This window comes from Mesorhizobium sp. B2-6-2 (genome assembly GCF_006440615.1).
GTDB lineage: Bacteria > Pseudomonadota > Alphaproteobacteria > Rhizobiales > Rhizobiaceae > Mesorhizobium.
The window spans coordinates 482,418-498,502 of sequence record NZ_VFUG01000001.1; the positions used below are offsets into that span (position 1 = coordinate 482,418).

The 16,085-nt window shown below is 63.7% G+C and carries 18 protein-coding genes; 16 read left to right on the plus strand and 2 right to left on the minus strand.

Features of this window, described 5'->3' with window-relative positions; translation table 11 throughout:
* Positions 1-249 precede the first annotated feature (249 nt).
* The 5 genes from FJ419_RS02435 (at position 250) to FJ419_RS02455 (ending at position 3,913) form a co-directional block, all read left to right on the plus strand.
* The gene (locus FJ419_RS02435; RefSeq protein ID WP_140687189.1) at positions 250-801 is read left to right on the plus strand and encodes a MaoC family dehydratase; all 552 of its coding nucleotides are present in this window, start codon (positions 250-252) and stop codon (positions 799-801) included.
* Positions 802-804: 3 nt separating this feature from the next.
* Positions 805-1,965: a CaiB/BaiF CoA-transferase family protein gene (locus FJ419_RS02440; protein ID WP_140687191.1), complete on the plus strand. Its 1,161-nt coding sequence runs from the start codon at positions 805-807 to the stop codon at positions 1,963-1,965.
* A gap of 20 nt (positions 1,966-1,985) precedes the next feature.
* On the plus strand, positions 1,986-3,113 hold the full coding sequence (locus tag FJ419_RS02445; RefSeq protein ID WP_181170612.1) for an ABC transporter substrate-binding protein: 1,128 nt from the start codon (positions 1,986-1,988) through the stop codon (positions 3,111-3,113).
* 123 nt (positions 3,114-3,236) lie between these two features.
* Positions 3,237-3,479, plus strand: a complete 243-nt coding sequence (locus FJ419_RS02450) for a type II toxin-antitoxin system prevent-host-death family antitoxin (RefSeq protein WP_140687197.1) — start codon at positions 3,237-3,239, stop codon at positions 3,477-3,479.
* Positions 3,479-3,913, plus strand: a complete 435-nt coding sequence (locus FJ419_RS02455; protein WP_140687200.1) for a type II toxin-antitoxin system VapC family toxin — start codon at positions 3,479-3,481, stop codon at positions 3,911-3,913. The genes FJ419_RS02450 and FJ419_RS02455 overlap by 1 nt, the downstream gene beginning before the upstream one ends.
* A gap of 125 nt (positions 3,914-4,038) precedes the next feature.
* On the opposite strand, the gene FJ419_RS02460 is transcribed toward FJ419_RS02455, so the two are convergent.
* Both FJ419_RS02460 and FJ419_RS02465 read right to left on the minus strand, forming a co-directional pair.
* The gene (locus FJ419_RS02460) at positions 4,039-4,878 is read right to left on the minus strand and encodes an amidohydrolase (protein ID WP_140687204.1); all 840 of its coding nucleotides are present in this window, start codon (positions 4,876-4,878) and stop codon (positions 4,039-4,041) included.
* Between the two features lie 167 nt (positions 4,879-5,045).
* On the minus strand, positions 5,046-5,834 hold the full coding sequence (locus tag FJ419_RS02465; RefSeq protein WP_140687206.1) for an IclR family transcriptional regulator: 789 nt from the start codon (positions 5,832-5,834) through the stop codon (positions 5,046-5,048).
* A 165-nt stretch (positions 5,835-5,999) separates the two neighbouring features.
* Here FJ419_RS02465 and FJ419_RS02470 point away from each other — a divergent pair, with 165 nt between their 5' ends.
* The 11 genes from FJ419_RS02470 (at position 6,000) to FJ419_RS02520 (ending at position 16,084) form a co-directional block, all read left to right on the plus strand.
* On the plus strand, positions 6,000-7,316 hold the full coding sequence (locus FJ419_RS02470; protein ID WP_140687208.1) for a sugar ABC transporter substrate-binding protein: 1,317 nt from the start codon (positions 6,000-6,002) through the stop codon (positions 7,314-7,316).
* A 132-nt stretch (positions 7,317-7,448) separates the two neighbouring features.
* The gene (locus tag FJ419_RS02475; protein WP_140687210.1) at positions 7,449-8,345 is read left to right on the plus strand and encodes a sugar ABC transporter permease; all 897 of its coding nucleotides are present in this window, start codon (positions 7,449-7,451) and stop codon (positions 8,343-8,345) included.
* Positions 8,346-8,347: 2 nt separating this feature from the next.
* The gene (locus FJ419_RS02480) at positions 8,348-9,214 is read left to right on the plus strand and encodes a carbohydrate ABC transporter permease (RefSeq protein ID WP_140687212.1); all 867 of its coding nucleotides are present in this window, start codon (positions 8,348-8,350) and stop codon (positions 9,212-9,214) included.
* Between the two features lie 5 nt (positions 9,215-9,219).
* On the plus strand, positions 9,220-10,317 hold the full coding sequence (gene ugpC / locus FJ419_RS02485) for a sn-glycerol-3-phosphate ABC transporter ATP-binding protein UgpC (RefSeq protein ID WP_140687214.1): 1,098 nt from the start codon (positions 9,220-9,222) through the stop codon (positions 10,315-10,317).
* Between the two features lies 1 nt (position 10,318).
* A complete protein-coding gene (locus FJ419_RS02490; RefSeq protein WP_140687216.1) occupies positions 10,319-11,431 on the plus strand; it encodes a mandelate racemase/muconate lactonizing enzyme family protein in 1,113 nt (370 codons plus the stop codon).
* 10 nt (positions 11,432-11,441) lie between these two features.
* Positions 11,442-11,771, plus strand: coding sequence for an L-rhamnose mutarotase (locus FJ419_RS02495; RefSeq protein WP_140544926.1), 330 nt, complete (start codon positions 11,442-11,444; stop codon positions 11,769-11,771).
* On the plus strand, positions 11,764-12,837 hold the full coding sequence (locus tag FJ419_RS02500) for a Gfo/Idh/MocA family oxidoreductase (RefSeq protein ID WP_140687218.1): 1,074 nt from the start codon (positions 11,764-11,766) through the stop codon (positions 12,835-12,837). The genes FJ419_RS02495 and FJ419_RS02500 overlap by 8 nt, the downstream gene beginning before the upstream one ends.
* A gap of 8 nt (positions 12,838-12,845) precedes the next feature.
* The gene (locus tag FJ419_RS02505) at positions 12,846-13,292 is read left to right on the plus strand and encodes a MaoC/PaaZ C-terminal domain-containing protein (RefSeq protein ID WP_140687220.1); all 447 of its coding nucleotides are present in this window, start codon (positions 12,846-12,848) and stop codon (positions 13,290-13,292) included.
* Between the two features lie 17 nt (positions 13,293-13,309).
* On the plus strand, positions 13,310-14,041 hold the full coding sequence (locus FJ419_RS02510) for an SDR family oxidoreductase (RefSeq protein ID WP_140687222.1): 732 nt from the start codon (positions 13,310-13,312) through the stop codon (positions 14,039-14,041).
* A gap of 52 nt (positions 14,042-14,093) precedes the next feature.
* Positions 14,094-15,371, plus strand: coding sequence for an L-fuconate dehydratase (locus FJ419_RS02515; RefSeq protein ID WP_140687224.1), 1,278 nt, complete (start codon positions 14,094-14,096; stop codon positions 15,369-15,371).
* Positions 15,372-15,424: 53 nt separating this feature from the next.
* Positions 15,425-16,084, plus strand: coding sequence for a DUF2161 family putative PD-(D/E)XK-type phosphodiesterase (locus FJ419_RS02520; RefSeq protein WP_140687226.1), 660 nt, complete (start codon positions 15,425-15,427; stop codon positions 16,082-16,084).
* Position 16,085: the final 1 nt, after the last annotated feature.

Consider the following 16,085-nt stretch of genomic DNA (forward strand, 5'->3'; position numbering starts at 1 on the left):
TCGCGATTGAGGCTGCCAACAAAGGCAAGACAGGCGCTTTGCATCGATCTTCCTGGCGTCGCCGGCGGCTCCTCCGCTGGTGTCGGCCTTGCGAAATTTCGCCGATCGTCGCTTGCAAGGTAATCCCATATGTGAAAATATTATTCACAAAAGAAAATTTGACGGGAGGAAAGCGATTATGCGTCTCGCCATCCGGCATCGTGCCCGGAACCGCCTTGCAAGCCGCGCCGGAAGCTCCCGGAGAGGATCATGAGCGCATTCTCGCCGACCGTCGGTGTCGCCTCGACGCATCCCGCCGACATGCCTGAGGCGCATGCCGAAATCCCTGTCTGGAATTCGGAAAACTGGTTCTACGAGGACTGGCAGCCCGGCCACAAAATCCGCTCGCTTCGCCGCACCATCGCCGAGGGCGAAAGCCATATGTTCAATGCGCTGGTGCTGGACATCCATCCTTACGTCCAGGACCAGATGTTCGCCGAGAAGGAAGGTATCTTCGGCAAGCGGCTGGTGGCGGGCGCCTTCGTCTTCTCGGCCGGGCTCGGCCTGGTCGCCACCAACTGCATTAACGCGTTTTCCTATGGCTATGACAGATTGCGCTTCATCAAGCCGGTCTTCATCGGCGACACCATCTATTCGATCCGCACCAACCTCGACAAAAAGCCGCGCTACCGGGATATGGGCCTGATCCGCGCCAGCTATGAAGTCTTCAAGGGTGAAGGAGAGCTGGTGCTCTACTGCGAGCATCTGCAGACGGTGAAATACAAGAACCCGGCCGATTTCGTCGGCAAGACCGAGACGTGAACCGTGGCCGCTGACAAAGAACTTCCGCTGACCGGCCTCGTCGTCGTCGACATGAGCCAGTTCCTGTCGGGACCCTACTGTTCGCTGCGCCTGCTCGACCTCGGCGCGCGCATCATCAAGATCGAGCGGCCCGATGGCGGCGACCTGTCGCGCCGGCTCTATCTCAGTGACACCGAGATCGGCGGCGATTCCACCATTTTCCACGCCATCAACCGCGGCAAGGAGAGCCTTGCCGTCGACCTCAAGAACGAGGCCGATCTTGCGATGCTGCGCGCGTTGATCGCCAAGGCCGACGTGCTCATCCAGAACTTCAGGCCGGGCGTCATCGAGCGGCTCGGCCTCGACTATGAGCATGTCAGCACGATCAACCCCCGGCTCGTCTATGCCTCGATCAGCGGCTATGGCGAGGAAGGGCCATGGGTGAAGCGCCCGGGGCAGGATCTGCTCGCCCAGGCTCGTTCCGGCGTGATGTGGCTGAACGGCGACGAGGAGCAGGGGCCGGTGCCTATCGGCCTGGCGATCGCCGATATGCTGGCGGGTGCGGCCTGCGCCCAAGGCATCCTCGCCAAGCTGGTGCGGCGCGGCATCACCGGCCGGGGCGGTCATGTCGAAACCAGCCTGCTCGAAGCGCTGATCGATTTCCAGTTCGAAGTGCTGACCACCCATCTCAACGACGGCCGTCGCCTGCCGAAGCGCCCGTCCTTCCGCAGCGCGCATGCCTACCTCTCGGCGCCTTACGGCGTCTACCCGGCCAAGGACGGCTACCTGGCGATCGCCATGACGCCGATCCCGAAAATTGCCGACCTGCTCGAACTGCCTGAGCTAGATCCTTTCCGCGACAGGCCGGAGACCTGGTTCACCGCCCGCGACGAGATCAAGGCGATCATCGCCAGGCGCATCGCTGAAAAGACCATCGACGAGTGGCTGGCGGTCCTCGAGCCCGCCGATGTCTGGTGCGCCAAAGTGCTGACCTGGCCGGAGCTGATGCAAAGCGAGGGCTTCAAGGCGCTCGACATGCTGCAGACCGTGACACGCGAGGACAACGTGTCGATCCTGACCACCCGCACGCCGCTGCGCGTCGACGGCGCGCGCGCCAAGGTGGATCGGGCCGCCCCTCGGATCGGCGAGCACAGCGAAAAAATCCGCGCGGAGTTCGGCCTGTGAGCGGTGTTTCGTTGAAAGGCATGACCTGGACCCATCCGCGCGGCTATGACCCGATGGTGGCATGCTCGGCGCTGTGGAAGGAAAAGACCGGCGTCTCGATCGAATGGGAAAAGCGCTCGCTGCAGGATTTCGAGTCCTTCCCGGTGGAAGAGCTCGCCCGCGCCTATGATTTGATCGTCATCGACCACCCGCATGTCGGCCAGATCACCGCCGAGAAATGCCTGGCGCCGCTCGATGTGCCCGGACGCGAGGCGGAGCGCCAGGCGCTGACTGCGGCGAGCGTCGGCCGGTCCTATCCGAGCTACGCCTGGCAGGGCCGGCAATGGGCTTTCCCGATCGACGCCGCGACCCAGGTGCAGGCTTGGCGGCCCGATCTGATCGAAGCCGCGCCGGCGATCTGGACTGAAGTGCTGGCGCTTGCCGAGCAGGGCCGCGTGCTCTTGCCGCTCAGGCCGCCGCATTCGCTGATGTGCTTCTACACTTTGGCCGCCGATCTCGGCCGGCCATGCACGGTCGACGGTTCGGCCGACCTTGTCGATGGCGAGACCGGGGAAACCGCCTTCGAGATGCTGCGTGAGATCGCAGCACTTGTCGATCCCGCATGCCCGACGCTGGATCCGATCGCCGTCTTCGAGAAGATGGCCAAGCCCGGCTCGCGCATCGCCTGCGCGCCGCTGATCTATGGCTATGTTCCCTATGCGGTGGTGGGTTTCCGCCCGCACCGCCTCGCCTTCGCCGACATGCCGGTCGCCGGCGGCAACGGCCCGATCGGCTCGGCGCTGGGCGGCACCGGCATTGCCGTCTCCGCCTTTTCCGCCGAGCGCCAGGCGGCGATCGAATTCGCCTATTGGATCGCCAGCGGCGACGTGCAGCGCGGACCCTACGCTGCCGCCGGCGGCCAGCCCGGCCATGCCGCAGCCTGGGAGGACGACGCCGTCAACGCCGCGACAGGCGACTTCTATCGCGCCACGCGAGCGACTCTCGAGGGCGCCTGGGTGCGCCCGCGCCACGACGGCTATATGGCCTTCCAGCAGCGGGCTTCGGATCGCATCATTGAAGGCCTTGCCGGCCGGCAGGACGCCGGCCATGTCGTCGCCGATATCAATCGCCTGTTCCGGGAGAGTTTCGCGCCGGCCGCCGCCCCTTAGTTTCGACTGCACCAACGGAGGAAAAAATGACCAGCCTGATACGCGGCCTGCTCGCCGCAACATTGATCTGGAATTGTCAAGCCCGATGCGCTATATGACCATCTACATGGTCAGGAGCATTACATGAATCCGGTCAATCTGGCTGATGCCAAGGCCCACCTCAGCCAACTGGTTGATCGGGTCGAGGCGGGCGATTCGATCGACATCACCCGCCGCGGCAAGCCGGTCGCGCGGCTCACTGCCGTAGCCCGACCGCGCAAACCGATCGATGTCGCGCTGCTTCGATCGCTGACGGCAGCGATGCCGGCCCAGTCCCAGAGCGCCGCCGGCCTCGTGCGGTCGATGCGGGATGGCGATCGCTACTGATGCTCTATCTCGACACGTCGCTGGTCGTCGCGGCGCTGACCAACGAAGCGATGACGCCGCGTGTTCAGGCTTGGCTCGCGGAACAGGACCCGGTGCAGCTTCTCATTAGTGACTGGACAATCACCGAGATGTCGTCCGCCGTTGCAATCAAGCTCCGCACCGGACAAATCAGCCTGGAACAGCGCGCCGCGGTGCTTGCCATGTTCAATAGGCTGGTCGCCGAGAACTTTACCGTCCTGGGCGTGACGGGTGGGCAGTTCCGGGCAGCGGCGAAGTTTGCCGATCGGCACGACCTTGGGCTTCGGGCAGGGGACGCGCTGCATCTCGCCATCGCATCGGAGCATGGCGCCACGGTATATACGCTTGATCAGCGGCTCGCCGACGCCGGGCCAGAACTCGGTGTGCCGGCGCAAATGCTCGCTGACAGCGACTAGAGCATTTCACCGTTTCACGGAAACGGCGAAATGCCCTATCTCCTTGTGTTGACGCAATTCCGGGCGGAAAACCGCTCACACTTTTCCTGGAATTGCTCTAAGTTTGCAGGCGAGTTTCTCACAGCCTAGCCAAGCCGCCACAGCCGGCGCGCATTGCCCGAGAGCAGGCGGGTCCGCTCTGAATCGCTTGCACCGGCCAGCAGCGCATGCGTGGCGGCGACCCAGGTCGTCAGCCCGCCGCCCAGCGTGCAGACCGGCCAATCGCTGCCCCAGATCACCCGGTCCCAGCCGAAGCAGCGGATCGTGTGCTCGACATAGGGTCGGAGCGTCTCGAGCGTCCACGTCGCCGGATCGGCATAGGCGACGACGCCGGAGATCTTGGCCGTGACGTTGGGCCGCTTGGCAATTGCTTCCATATGCTCTCGCCACGGATGCTCGGCATTGCCCTTGATGTCGGGCACGCCGCAATGGTCGAGGACGAACTGGACGTCGGGGGCGAGGTCTGCGAGCGCCATTGCCTTCGGGATCTGATGCGGCAGCACCACAAGATCGAATGTCAGGCCGGTGCCGGCCAGCCGCTTGATGTTCTGGCGAAACAGCGCGCCTTCGGAGACATCGTCGGGAACGACATGCAGCACGCGGCGGAACCCCTTGACGAACGGCTCGGCCTTGACCGTTTCCAGATAGGCTTCGAAACCGGCCTCCTCGGGCCGGCAGGAGGCTATCGCGCCCTTGAGTAGGCTACCCGCCTGGCCGGCGATCGACTTCACATGCGCCGTCTCGGCGGCAATATCGGCGGGATCGACATCGACCTCCATATGCAACACGGCCTCGATGCCCGAGCGCCGCGCGTCGGCGGCATATTCGGCATAGGAGAAATCGCGGTTCAGCGCCGGCACGCCGGACAGCCACGGATAGCGAAGCGCGCCCTGGTCGATGAGGTGCAGATGCGTGTCGATGATCATGGCGGCGTATCCTCCGTGGCCTGGAGAATGATCCTGAAAAGTTGCAGACTTTTCGGATAAGATCATGCTCCAAAAAACAAAGCGTTAGAACGGGATGACCGGCTGCTTTGGGGTCATCCCGCTCTAAGATACTATCTCGCCGAAAAATCTATTATTCAAATAAGAAATTACGGCGATTGCGGCACATCCGACCCGGCGAGCTGCGAGAGCCTTGCCGCTGCGTCCTGCAGATGCCGGATCGTTTGCGTGATGTCCGGCGCCGTGGGCGCGTTGACCAAGGTGATGTAGGGAATGGTCAGCGCCGCGATGGCTCTGCCGTCCGGCCCCAGCACTGGCGTCGAAAGATTGTAGACGCCGGCGGTCTGCAGCGACGCCATCATCTCGTAACCGCGGTCGCGCACCTGGTCGAGGCGGGCGAAGAATTCCGGCGTCAGGTTGAGATGCTCGGTGCTCTGCAGATGCTCGGCGATCATCATCTTGCGCTCTTCGGGCGAGCGGAAGGCAAGCAGCACATGGCCGGAGCCGGTGTCGAACAGGCTGATATGCGAGCCGACGCGGATCGAGATGCCCCAATAGCGCGGCGCTTCCTGCTGCGCGATGACCACGGCGGCGCCCCGGTCGAACACCACCAACTGGTTGGCCTGCGATGAGGTTTCGGCCAGCTCCCGCATGATCGGCGTCGCATAGGACACCAGCCGGCGAACCGGCGCGTGCAATTGCGCGAGGCCGAAGAGCTTGAGCGTCAGCGAATAACGGTCGCCGTCGATCTTGGTGACATAGCCGCGCCGCACCAGGCGGTCGAGCATCCGGTAGAACTCGTTCGGGCTGCGGTCGAGCCGCTTGGCGATCTCCGCCTGCGTCAGCCCTCCGTCCACGCTGGACAACAACTCGAGGATGTCCAGCCCCTTGTCCAGCGCCGGCGCGCGGTAGCGGTCCCCGTCTTCTTCCTCTGCCACCCGTCCCTCCAGTGAATTTCGATCTGCATATATGCATGAACTTCATTCCGCTGGAAGCACAATCGGCTTGACCCGGGAATGAAAATGCTATTTGCATATAAATGAAGCTTAAGCGATCGGTCGCGCACTCGGCGGGCCGTCGCTGCGAGCCCATGGGAGGAGAACATGACGAGACTGGTTCTAGGCATTTCCGCCGGCCTGGCTGGCCTGCTGCTGAGCGGCACCGCTTTTTCGGCCGATCTGCCCGGCAAATTTCCGGGCGTGACGATCGACGTGAAGCTGATCGGCGGCCAGCAATATGAAAAGCTCTACGAGCGCATCCCCGAATGGGAGAAGGCGACCGGCGCAAAGGTCAACATCCTGACCAAGAAGAACGGCTTCGACATCGACAAGGAGCTGAAGTCCGACATCGCCTCGGGCAGCACCAACTGGTGCGTCGGCTGGAACCATTCGTCCTTCGCGCCGCAATATACCGGCCTTTACACCGACCTCAGCAAGCTCTTGCCGAAGGAAGAGATCGACGCTTTCGTGCCGTCGACAATCAAGGCCGCGACCATCGACGGCAAGCTGGAGATGCTGCCGCGCGCGCAGTTCGACGTCTCAGCGCTCTACTACCAGAAGAGCCTCTACGAGAACGCCGACAACAAGACCAAGTTCAAGGCCAAATACGGCTATGACCTTGCGCCGCCCGACACCTGGAAGGAAGTCACCGACCAGGCCGAGTTCTTCGCCAATCCGCCCAATTTCTACGGCACGCAATTCGCCGGCAAGGAAGAAGCGATCAACGGCCGCTTCTACGAGATGGTGGTCGCCGAGGGCGGCGAATATCTCGACAAAGACGGCAAGCCCGTCTTCAACTCTGAGGCTGGCATCCGCGCGCTCGACTGGTTCGTCAATCTCTACAAGGCCAAGGCTGTACCGGCCGGCACCACCAATTATCTCTGGGACGATCTCGGCCAGGGCTTTGCCTCGGGCACCGTGGCGATCAACCTCGACTGGCCGGGCTGGGCCGGCTTCTTCAACGACCCGAAGTCCTCGAAGGTCGCGGGCAATGTCGGCGTGAAGGTCGCTCCCAAGGGCTCTTCCGGCAAGCGCACCGGCTGGTCGGGTTTCCACGGCTTCTCGGTGACCGAGAACTGCGCCAACAAGGAAGCCGCCGCTTCGCTCGTATGGTGGCTGACCAATGAGGAAAGCCAGAAGCTGGAAGCCGCCGCCGGCCCGCTGCCGACCCGCACCGCGGTTTGGGACTGGGACCTGAAGCAGGCTGAGAACGATCCGTACAAGAAGGAGGTTCTGGGCGCCTTCCAGGAGGAAGCCAAGCACGCCTTCGCCGTGCCGCAGACGCCTGAGTGGATCGAGATATCCAACGCCGTCTACCCCGAACTGCAGGCGGCGATCCTTGGCGACAAGACGTCCAAGCAGGCCCTGGACGAGGCGGCCGCCAAGGCGACGCAGATCCTTCAGGACGCCGGCAAGCTCTAGTCACTGCTGCCAATGTCGCCTCCCCGTGGCGAAATGGGGAGGCGACAGCGTCTTGCTGCTGCGGACCTTTCCGTTTCGGCCGGGCCTTGCCCACGGCGGCCCGAATTATATGCAAAACCTCACAGGATCCTGATGAAGGGCTTCAAGCCATCCGCGCCGTTCCTGCTGCTGCTCCCGGCCATCATCGTGCTGGCGGCAGTGGTGGTGCTGCCGTTGATCCTGTCGCTCTATTCCAGCTTCACGCCCTTCCGCCTGACGCGGCCCGAGACCTTCTTCGTCTTCGTCGGCTTCAGGAACTATCTATCGATCCTGTCCAATGCGGATTTCTGGTGGGCCTTCGGCCGCACCGTTCTGCTGCTCACCATCGCGCTGAACCTCGAAATGCTGCTTGGCCTCGGCCTCGCCATGCTGGTCGAGAAGGCGACGCGCGGCCAGCGCATACTGCGCACGCTGATGATGTTCCCGATGATGTTCTCGCCGATCCTCGTCGGCTTCCAGTTCAAATTTATGTTCAACGACAATATCGGCCTGGTGAACAATGCGCTGCAGTCGCTGGGCATCACTGAGGACGCCATCCCCTGGCTGATCGAAGGCCATCTCGCCTTCATCGCCATCTCGATCGCCGAGATCTGGTCGTCGACCTCGATCTTCGCGATTCTGATCCTGGCCGGCCTGCTCGCCATGCCCAAGGAGCCGATCGAGGCGGCCCGCGTCGACGGCTGCACGCCCTGGCAGACCTTCCGCTATGTCACCTGGCCCTTCGTCATGCCCTTCGCCTACATCGCCATGACGATCCGCTCGCTCGATGTCGCGCGCGCCTACGATATCGTCAAGATCATGACCGACGGCGGCCCGGCCGGCCGCACGGAGCTGTTGTGGACGCTGGTCGGGCGCACCGCCTACAGCGATGCCCGCATGGGCCTCGCCAATGCCATGGCCTATTTCTCGATCCTGCTGTCGATCGCTTTCACCGTCTATTTCTACAACAAGCTCGCCGCGGCGCGCGCGCAGATTGGCGCTGAGTGGTGAGAATGGACGAGAACGCCTCCGCCCGCCTCACCCGCCGCGCGCTGACCGTCGCGCACCGCGTCGGCCTGTTCCTTGCCATGCTGGTGATCTGCCTGCCGGGCATCTGGATCGTGCTGTCGTCGCTGCGGCCCACGGTCGAGATCATGGCCAAGCCGCCGGTATGGATTCCGCAGCAGCTGTCCGTCGACGCTTATGTCGCCATGTTCAGCGGCATCGGCAAAGGCGGCATCCCGGTGCTCGACTATTTCCGCAACTCGCTGATCATCTCGGTCACCTCGACGGTGATCGCGGTGGCCATCGGCATGGCCGGCGGCTACGCTTTTGCGCGATACCGCTTCCGCGGCAAGTCGGGCATGTTCCTCGGCCTGATGCTGACGCGCACCGTGCCCGGCATCGCGCTCTCGCTGCCCTTGTTCTTCCTCTATGTGCGGCTGGGCATCATCGACACTCATATCGGCATGATCCTGGCCTATGTCGCGCTCAACGTGCCGTTCACCATCTGGCTGATCGACGGCTTCTTCCGTCAGGTGCCGAAGGACCTTGCCGAAGCGGCCCAGATCGATGGCTGCACGCGCTGGCAGGCGTTCTGGCAGGTCGAATTTCCGCTGGCGCGCCCGGGCATCGCCTCGGCCGCCATCTTCGCCTTTCTCACCTGCTGGAACGAGTTCGCTTTGGCCTCGCAGCTCACCCGTTCCGTCAATTCCAAGACGCTGCCGGTCGGGCTGCTCGACTATACGGCCGAGTTCACCATCGACTGGCGCGGCATGTGCGCGCTGGCCGTGGTGATGATCATCCCGGCGCTGACCCTCACCTATGTCGTCCAGAAACACCTCGTCGGCGGCCTGACCTCCGGCGCGGTGAAAGGTTGATTTCCATGGCAACGGTTTCGCTGAAACAGCTCACCAAGCGCTACGGCAATATGGAGATCGTGCACGGCATCGATCTCGAGATCGCCGACCGCGAATTTATCGCGCTGGTCGGCCCGTCCGGCTGCGGCAAGTCGACGACGTTGCGCATGATCGCAGGCCTCGAGGACATCAGCGGCGGCATGATCGACATCGGCGGGCGCATGGTCAACGACCTGCCGCCGCGCTCGCGCAACATTTCGATGGTGTTCCAGTCCTATGCGCTCTACCCGCATATGACGGTGCGCGAGAATCTCGGCTTCTCGCTCAAGATCGCGGGTGCGGCCAAGGACGACATGGACCGGCGCGTCGCCGAAGCCTCCGCCATCCTCGGCCTCGACGAACTGCTCGAGCGCCGTCCCTCTCAGCTTTCCGGCGGCCAGCGCCAGCGCGTCGCCATGGGCCGCGCCATCGTGCGCGATCCGGATGTCTTCCTGTTCGACGAGCCTCTCTCCAACCTCGACGCCAAGCTGCGCACGCAGATGCGCACCGAAATCAAGAAGCTGCACGCCAAGGTCAAGTCGACGGTCATCTACGTCACCCACGACCAGGTCGAGGCGATGACGCTGGCCGACCGCATCGTCATTATGCGCTCGGGCTATATCGAGCAGGTCGGCACGCCGGACGAGGTGTTCAGCCGGCCTGCGACCCACTTCGTCGCCGGTTTCATCGGCTCGCCGCCGATGAACCTGCATGAGGCTACGGTGAGCGACGGCAAGCTAGTCTTCAGCGGCGGCGACAGCCTGCCTTTGCCTGGACAGTTCAAGTCGAAGACGGCTGCCGGCGACAAGGTCGTGTTCGGCATCCGTCCCGATGATTTCTATCCGACCGGCCACGGCCTGAGCTCCGGCGGCGAGACCGAAGTCCATCGCGTCGAGCTGCCGGTCAGCATCACCGAGCCGCTCGGCAACGAAACGCTGGTCTTCGCCGAGTTCAACGGCACCGATTGGGTCTCGCGCATGCTCAATCCGAAGCCGCTGAAAGCAGGTGACAGGATAGGCATGAGCTTCGACCTGAGCCGCGCGCATCTGTTCTCTGCCGATACCGGCAAGTCGCTGAGGAGCTGACATGGCGAAAATCGAGAAGATCGAGCTGCGCATGGTCGACCTCGTGCCGAAGGTGAAGCGCACCGACGCGATCCAGAGCTTCGTCAGCCAGGAGACGCCGATCGTCACCATCACCGATGCCGACGGCGCATCGGGCACTGGCTACAGCTACACGATCGGCACCGGCGGCTCGTCGGTTATGCGGCTTCTGGCCGACCATCTCGCGCCGCGCCTGATCGGCCGCGACGCCGACCGGATCGAGGCGATCTGGCACGACCTCGAATTCGCCACCCACGCCACCACCATCGGCGCCATCACCGCGATCGCGCTGGCCGCGATCGATACAGCACTTTGGGATTTGCGGGCAAGAAAACAGAACCTGCCGCTCTGGAAGCTTGCCGGCGGCGCCAAGGACCGCTGCCCGCTCTACACGACAGAGGGCGGCTGGCTACATATCGAGACGCAGGCACTGGTCGACGATGCACTGGAAGCGAAGGCCAAGGGCTTTACCGGCTCGAAGGTGAAGATCGGCAAGCCACACGGTTCAGAGGACGTCGCGCGGCTGTCGGCGGTGCGCAAGGCGGTCGGCGACGGCTACGAGATCATGACCGATTGCAATCAGGGCTTTTCCGTCGACGAGGCGGTCCGCCGCGCCGAGCGCCTGCGCGACCTCGATCTCGCCTGGATCGAGGAGCCGCTGCCGGCCGACGACATCGACGGCCATGTGCGGCTGTCGAACTCGACCGCGACGCCGATCGCGGTCGGCGAGTCGCTCTATTCGATAAGGCATTTTCGCGAGTACATGCAGAAGGGCGGCTGCAACATCATTCAGGTCGATGCCGGTCGCATCGGCGGCATCACCCCCTGGCTGAAAGTCGCCCACGCCGCGGAGGCCTTCGACATGCCGGTCTGCCCGCATTTCCTGATGGAATTGCATGTCAGTCTGGTCTGCGCCATCCGGAACGGCAAATATGTCGAGTATATTCCGCAACTCGACGAGTTGACGGGCGCCAAGATGCGCATCGAGAATGGCCATGCGCTGGCGCCCAGCGAGCCGGGCATCGGCATCGACTGGGACTGGGACGCCGTAAAGGCAAAAAGCATCGCCGAGTTCACTACGGCGATTGTGAAATAGGGAGGCGGATATGCAGCGGATGGGAATGGTTCTGGGTCTGAAGCCCGAGAAGGTCGAGGAATATGTCCGCCTCCATGCCGAAGTATGGCCGGACGTTCTCGCCATGATCTCGGCCTGCAACATCAAGAACTATTCGATCTACCTGAAGCGGCCGGAGAACCTGCTTTTCTCCTATTTCGAATATCACGGCACCGACTATGCCGCCGACATGGCCAAGATGGCCGCCGACCCGAAGACGCAGGAATGGTGGTCGGTCTGCATGCCCTGCCAGCAGCCGCTGCCGACCCGTAAGGAAGGCGAGTGGTGGGCGTCGATGGACGAGGTCTTCCATCATGACTGATGCCTTTGATCCGGCATCGCTGGCGCAGTCCTGGCCGAAGCCTTTCGAACCGCGCCCGATCGTCACCTTCGGCGCCGGCTCGATCGTCGGCGACGCGCATTTCCCCGCCTATCGCAAGGCCGGCTTCCCGATTTCCGGCCTCTACGATCCGGACCAAGCCAAGGCGCAAAAGCTCGCCGAGACATGGGGCGTCACGGCGTTCCGTTCGGTCGAGGATGCGGCCGCCGTGACGGACGCGATCTTCGATCTCGCCACCCCGCCGGGCCGGCATGCCGAGGTGCTGAAGGTCCTGCCGGATGGCGCGGTGGCGCTGATCCAGAAGCCGATGGGCAATTATCTCGGCGAAGCGACGGAAATCCTCGAAATCTGCCGCGCCAAGCAGCTCAAGGCGGCGGTCAATTTCCAGCTCCGCTTCGCGCCGATGATGCTGGCGCTGAAGGACGCCATTGCCAAGGGATGGCTGGGCGAGGTGGTGGACTTCGATGCGCTGCTGGCGCTCGACACGCCCTGGCAGCTCTGGGAATTCCTGCTCAAGGCGCCGCGCGTCGAGATCGCCATGCATTCGATCCATTATCTCGACCTGATCCGCCAGCTTCTCGGCAATCCGCTTGGCGTGCATGCCAAGACGCTCGGCCATCCCAATCACAAGGTCGCGCAGACCCGCACCAGCGCCATCCTCGACTATGGCGATACGGTGCGCTGCGCGCTGTCGATCAACCACGACCACAAATTCGGGCGCCGCTATCAGGCCTGCGAGTTCCGCATCTGCGGCACCGAGGGCGCGGCCTATGTCAAGCTCGGCCTCAACCTCGACTATCCGCGCGGCGAGCCGGATATTCTGGAAATCTATCCGAAAGGCGGGTCGAACTGGGTCACCGTGCCGCTCGCCGGCGAATGGTTCCCCGATGCCTTTGTCGGCCGCATGGCCAATGTCCAGCGCTTCGCGTCCGGCGAAGACGCGGAGTTGGTCAGCTCCGTCGAGGATGCCTGGCACACCATGGCGCTGGTCGAGGCCGCCTATAAATCGAGTGCTGCGCCGGCGACGCCGCTGGCCGCAAAGCCGTAAGGCCGGACATGGAACAGACCACCTATTTCGAGGACTACGAGATCGGCTCCTCGCGCCTCACCAGCGGCCGCACCATCACCGAGACGGACTTCGTCGTCCATGCTGGCCACACCGGCGATTTCTTCCCGCATCACATGGATGCCGAGTTCATGAAGACCACGCCCTTCGGCCAGCGCATCGCGCATGGCACGCTGGTCTTCTCGGTCGGCGTCGGGCTGACGGCGAGCGTCATCAATCCCGTCGCCTTCTCCTACGGCTACGACCGGCTGCGCTTCATCAAGCCGGTCTTCATCGGCGACACGATCCGCACGCGCACCACCATCGCCGCCAAGGAAGACGACCCGAAACGGCCAAACGCGGGACGCATCATCGAGCGCGTCGAGGTTTTGAACCAGCGCGACGAGGTCGTGCTGGCTGCGGATCACATCTATATCGTCGAGCGACGGCCCGGCTGAAAGACGGAGACAAGAACATGGCGGATATCACAGGCAAGGTCGTGGTCGTCACGGCGGCCGCGCAGGGCATCGGACGGGCAAGCGCGCTGGCTTTCGCCCAAGCCGGCGCGATCGTCCACGCCACCGACATCAACGAGGCGGCCCTGGCCGAACTCGGCAAAAGGCCCTGCATTACGACGCGAAAACTCGATGTGCTGAACGACGACGCGGTGAAGGGGGCTTTCGCCGAAATCGGCCAAGTCGACGTGCTGTTCAACTGCGCCGGCTTCGTCCATGCCGGCTCGATCCTGGAGATGAAGGACGAGGATCTCGACTTTGCCTTCAACCTCAATGTGCGCGCCATGATCCGCACCATCCGCGCCGTGCTGCCCGGCATGCTGGAGCGTGGCGATGGTTCGATCATCAACATGGCATCGGTGGCGGGCGCGCCGAAGGGCGTGCCGAACCGCTTTGCCTATGGCGTGACCAAGGCGGCCGTGATCGGCCTGACAAAATCGATTGCCGCCGACTATGTCGCCAAGGGCATACGTTGCAATGCCATCTGCCCGGGCACCGTCGAGAGCCCCTCGCTCCAGGGCCGCATGCAGGCGCAGGGCGACTATGATGCGGCCCGCGCCGCCTTCATCGCGCGTCAGCCGATGGGCAGGATCGGCACGCCGGAGGAGATCGCCGACCTTGCCGTCTATCTGGCCGGCGCCACCTACACGACAGGACAGGCCTATAATATCGACGGTGGCTGGTCGATCTGAGGCCGTTTCGGCCGCCAATTGAGTTACGAGACAGGCCAGTCAAGAGGCAGCAATGACCAAGATCACGGACCTCAGAACCTTCGACCTGCGCTTCCCGACATCGCAAAGCCTCGATGGCTCGGACGCGATGAATCCGGACCCGGACTATTCGGCAGCCTATGTCATTCTCGACACCGATGTCCCGTCGCTGAAGGGCCATGGCCTCACCTTCACCATCGGCCGTGGCAACGAGATCTGCTGCGCGGCGAGCGAAGCGCTGCGCCACCTCGTCGTCGGGCTCGATCTCGACTGGGTGAAAGAGGATCCCGGCCGCTTCTGGCACCATGTGACGGGCGACAGCCAGCTGCGCTGGATCGGCCCGGACAAGGGCGCCATGCATCTTGCGGTTGGCGCGGTGGTCAACGCGGTCTGGGATCTCTGGGCGAAGGAAGCCGGCAGACCGGTCTGGCGCCTGGTCGCCGAGATGAGCCCGGAAGAGATCCTGCGCATCGTCGATTTCCGCTATCTCACCGACGCCATCACGCCGGCCGAGGCGCTGGCGATCCTGAAGAAGGCCGAGGCCGGCAAGGCCGAGCGTATCGCCACGCTCGAGCGCGAAGGCTATGCCTGCTACACCACCTCGGCCGGCTGGCTCGGCTATCCCGACGACAAGCTCCGGCGCCTTTGCCAGGAAGCGGTCGACGATGGGTTTGATCACATCAAGCTGAAGGTCGGCCGCGACCGCGCCGACGATATCCGCCGCCTCAAGATCGCCCGCGAGGTGATCGGCCCGGACCGTTACCTGATGATTGACGCCAACCAGGTCTGGGAGGTCGACCAGGCGATCGACTGGCTCAAGGACCTTGCCTTCGCCAAGCCCTTCTTCATCGAGGAGCCGACCAGCCCGGACGACGTCGCCGGCCACGCGAAAATCCGCAAGGCGGTGGCGCCGATAAAGGTCGCGACCGGCGAGATGTGCCAGAATCGCATCATATTCAAGCAGTTCATCGCCGGTGGCGCAATCGACGTCGTGCAGATCGATTCCTGCCGCATGGGCGGGTTGAACGAGGTTCTGGCGGTGCTTCTGATAGCCGCCAAATTCGGCCTGCCGGTCTGGCCGCATGCCGGCGGTGTGGGCCTGTGCGAATATGTCCAGCACCTGTCGATGATCGACTATATCGCGGTGTCAGGTAGCAAGGACGGACGGGTGATCGAATATGTCGATCACCTGCATGAACATTTCATCGAACCCTGCGTGATCCGCGATGCCGCCTATATGCCGCCGACGGCGCCCGGCTTCTCGATCGAGATGAAGGCTCAGTCGATCGAAGACTATCTGCATCGCGGCTGACATGGGGGGTGGCTCGGCGTGCCGGACCGCCGCGAATCGGCTATGCCTCTGCCATGCAGGAAACCTCCCTCTACGAGCCGGTGAAGCGGTTCCTCGAGAGCATGGATTTCGCCGTCAAGGGCGAGATCGGCGGCTGTGACATGGTCGGCCTGCGCGCGGGCTCGCCGGACGTCGTCGTCATCTGCGAGCTCAAGTTGCAATTCAACCTCGAGCTCGTCCTGCAAGCCGTCGATCGCGCGGCGGCCTGTGACGAGGTCTGGCTGGCCGCCTTGATGTCGGCGCGCGGCAAGGGCCGTGAGCACGACCGTCGCTTCCGCGCGCTCTGCCGCCGTCTCGGCTTCGGCCTGTTGGGCGTCGGCAAGAAGGGCGAGGTGGAACTGCTGCTCAGTCCTGCCGCCTTGCCGCCGCGCCGCGATCCCAGGCGGCGCTCGCGTCTGGTCGAGGAGCATCACCGCCGCAAGGGCGATCCGTCGGTCGGCGGCAGCACGCGCAAGAAGCCGATCATGACCGCTTATCGCCAGGAGGCGCTGGCCTGCGCCGCCGCCATGGCCGACGGCCCGAAGCGGCCGCGTGATCTCAAGACCCTTTCGCCGCGCGCCGCCAACATCCTTTTGCACAATTACTATGGCTGGTTCGCCAGGGCCGAGCGCGGCGTCTACGCGCTGACCGAAGCCGGCTTGGCCGCCATCGGACCTTTGCCGGCGACGTTGTAAG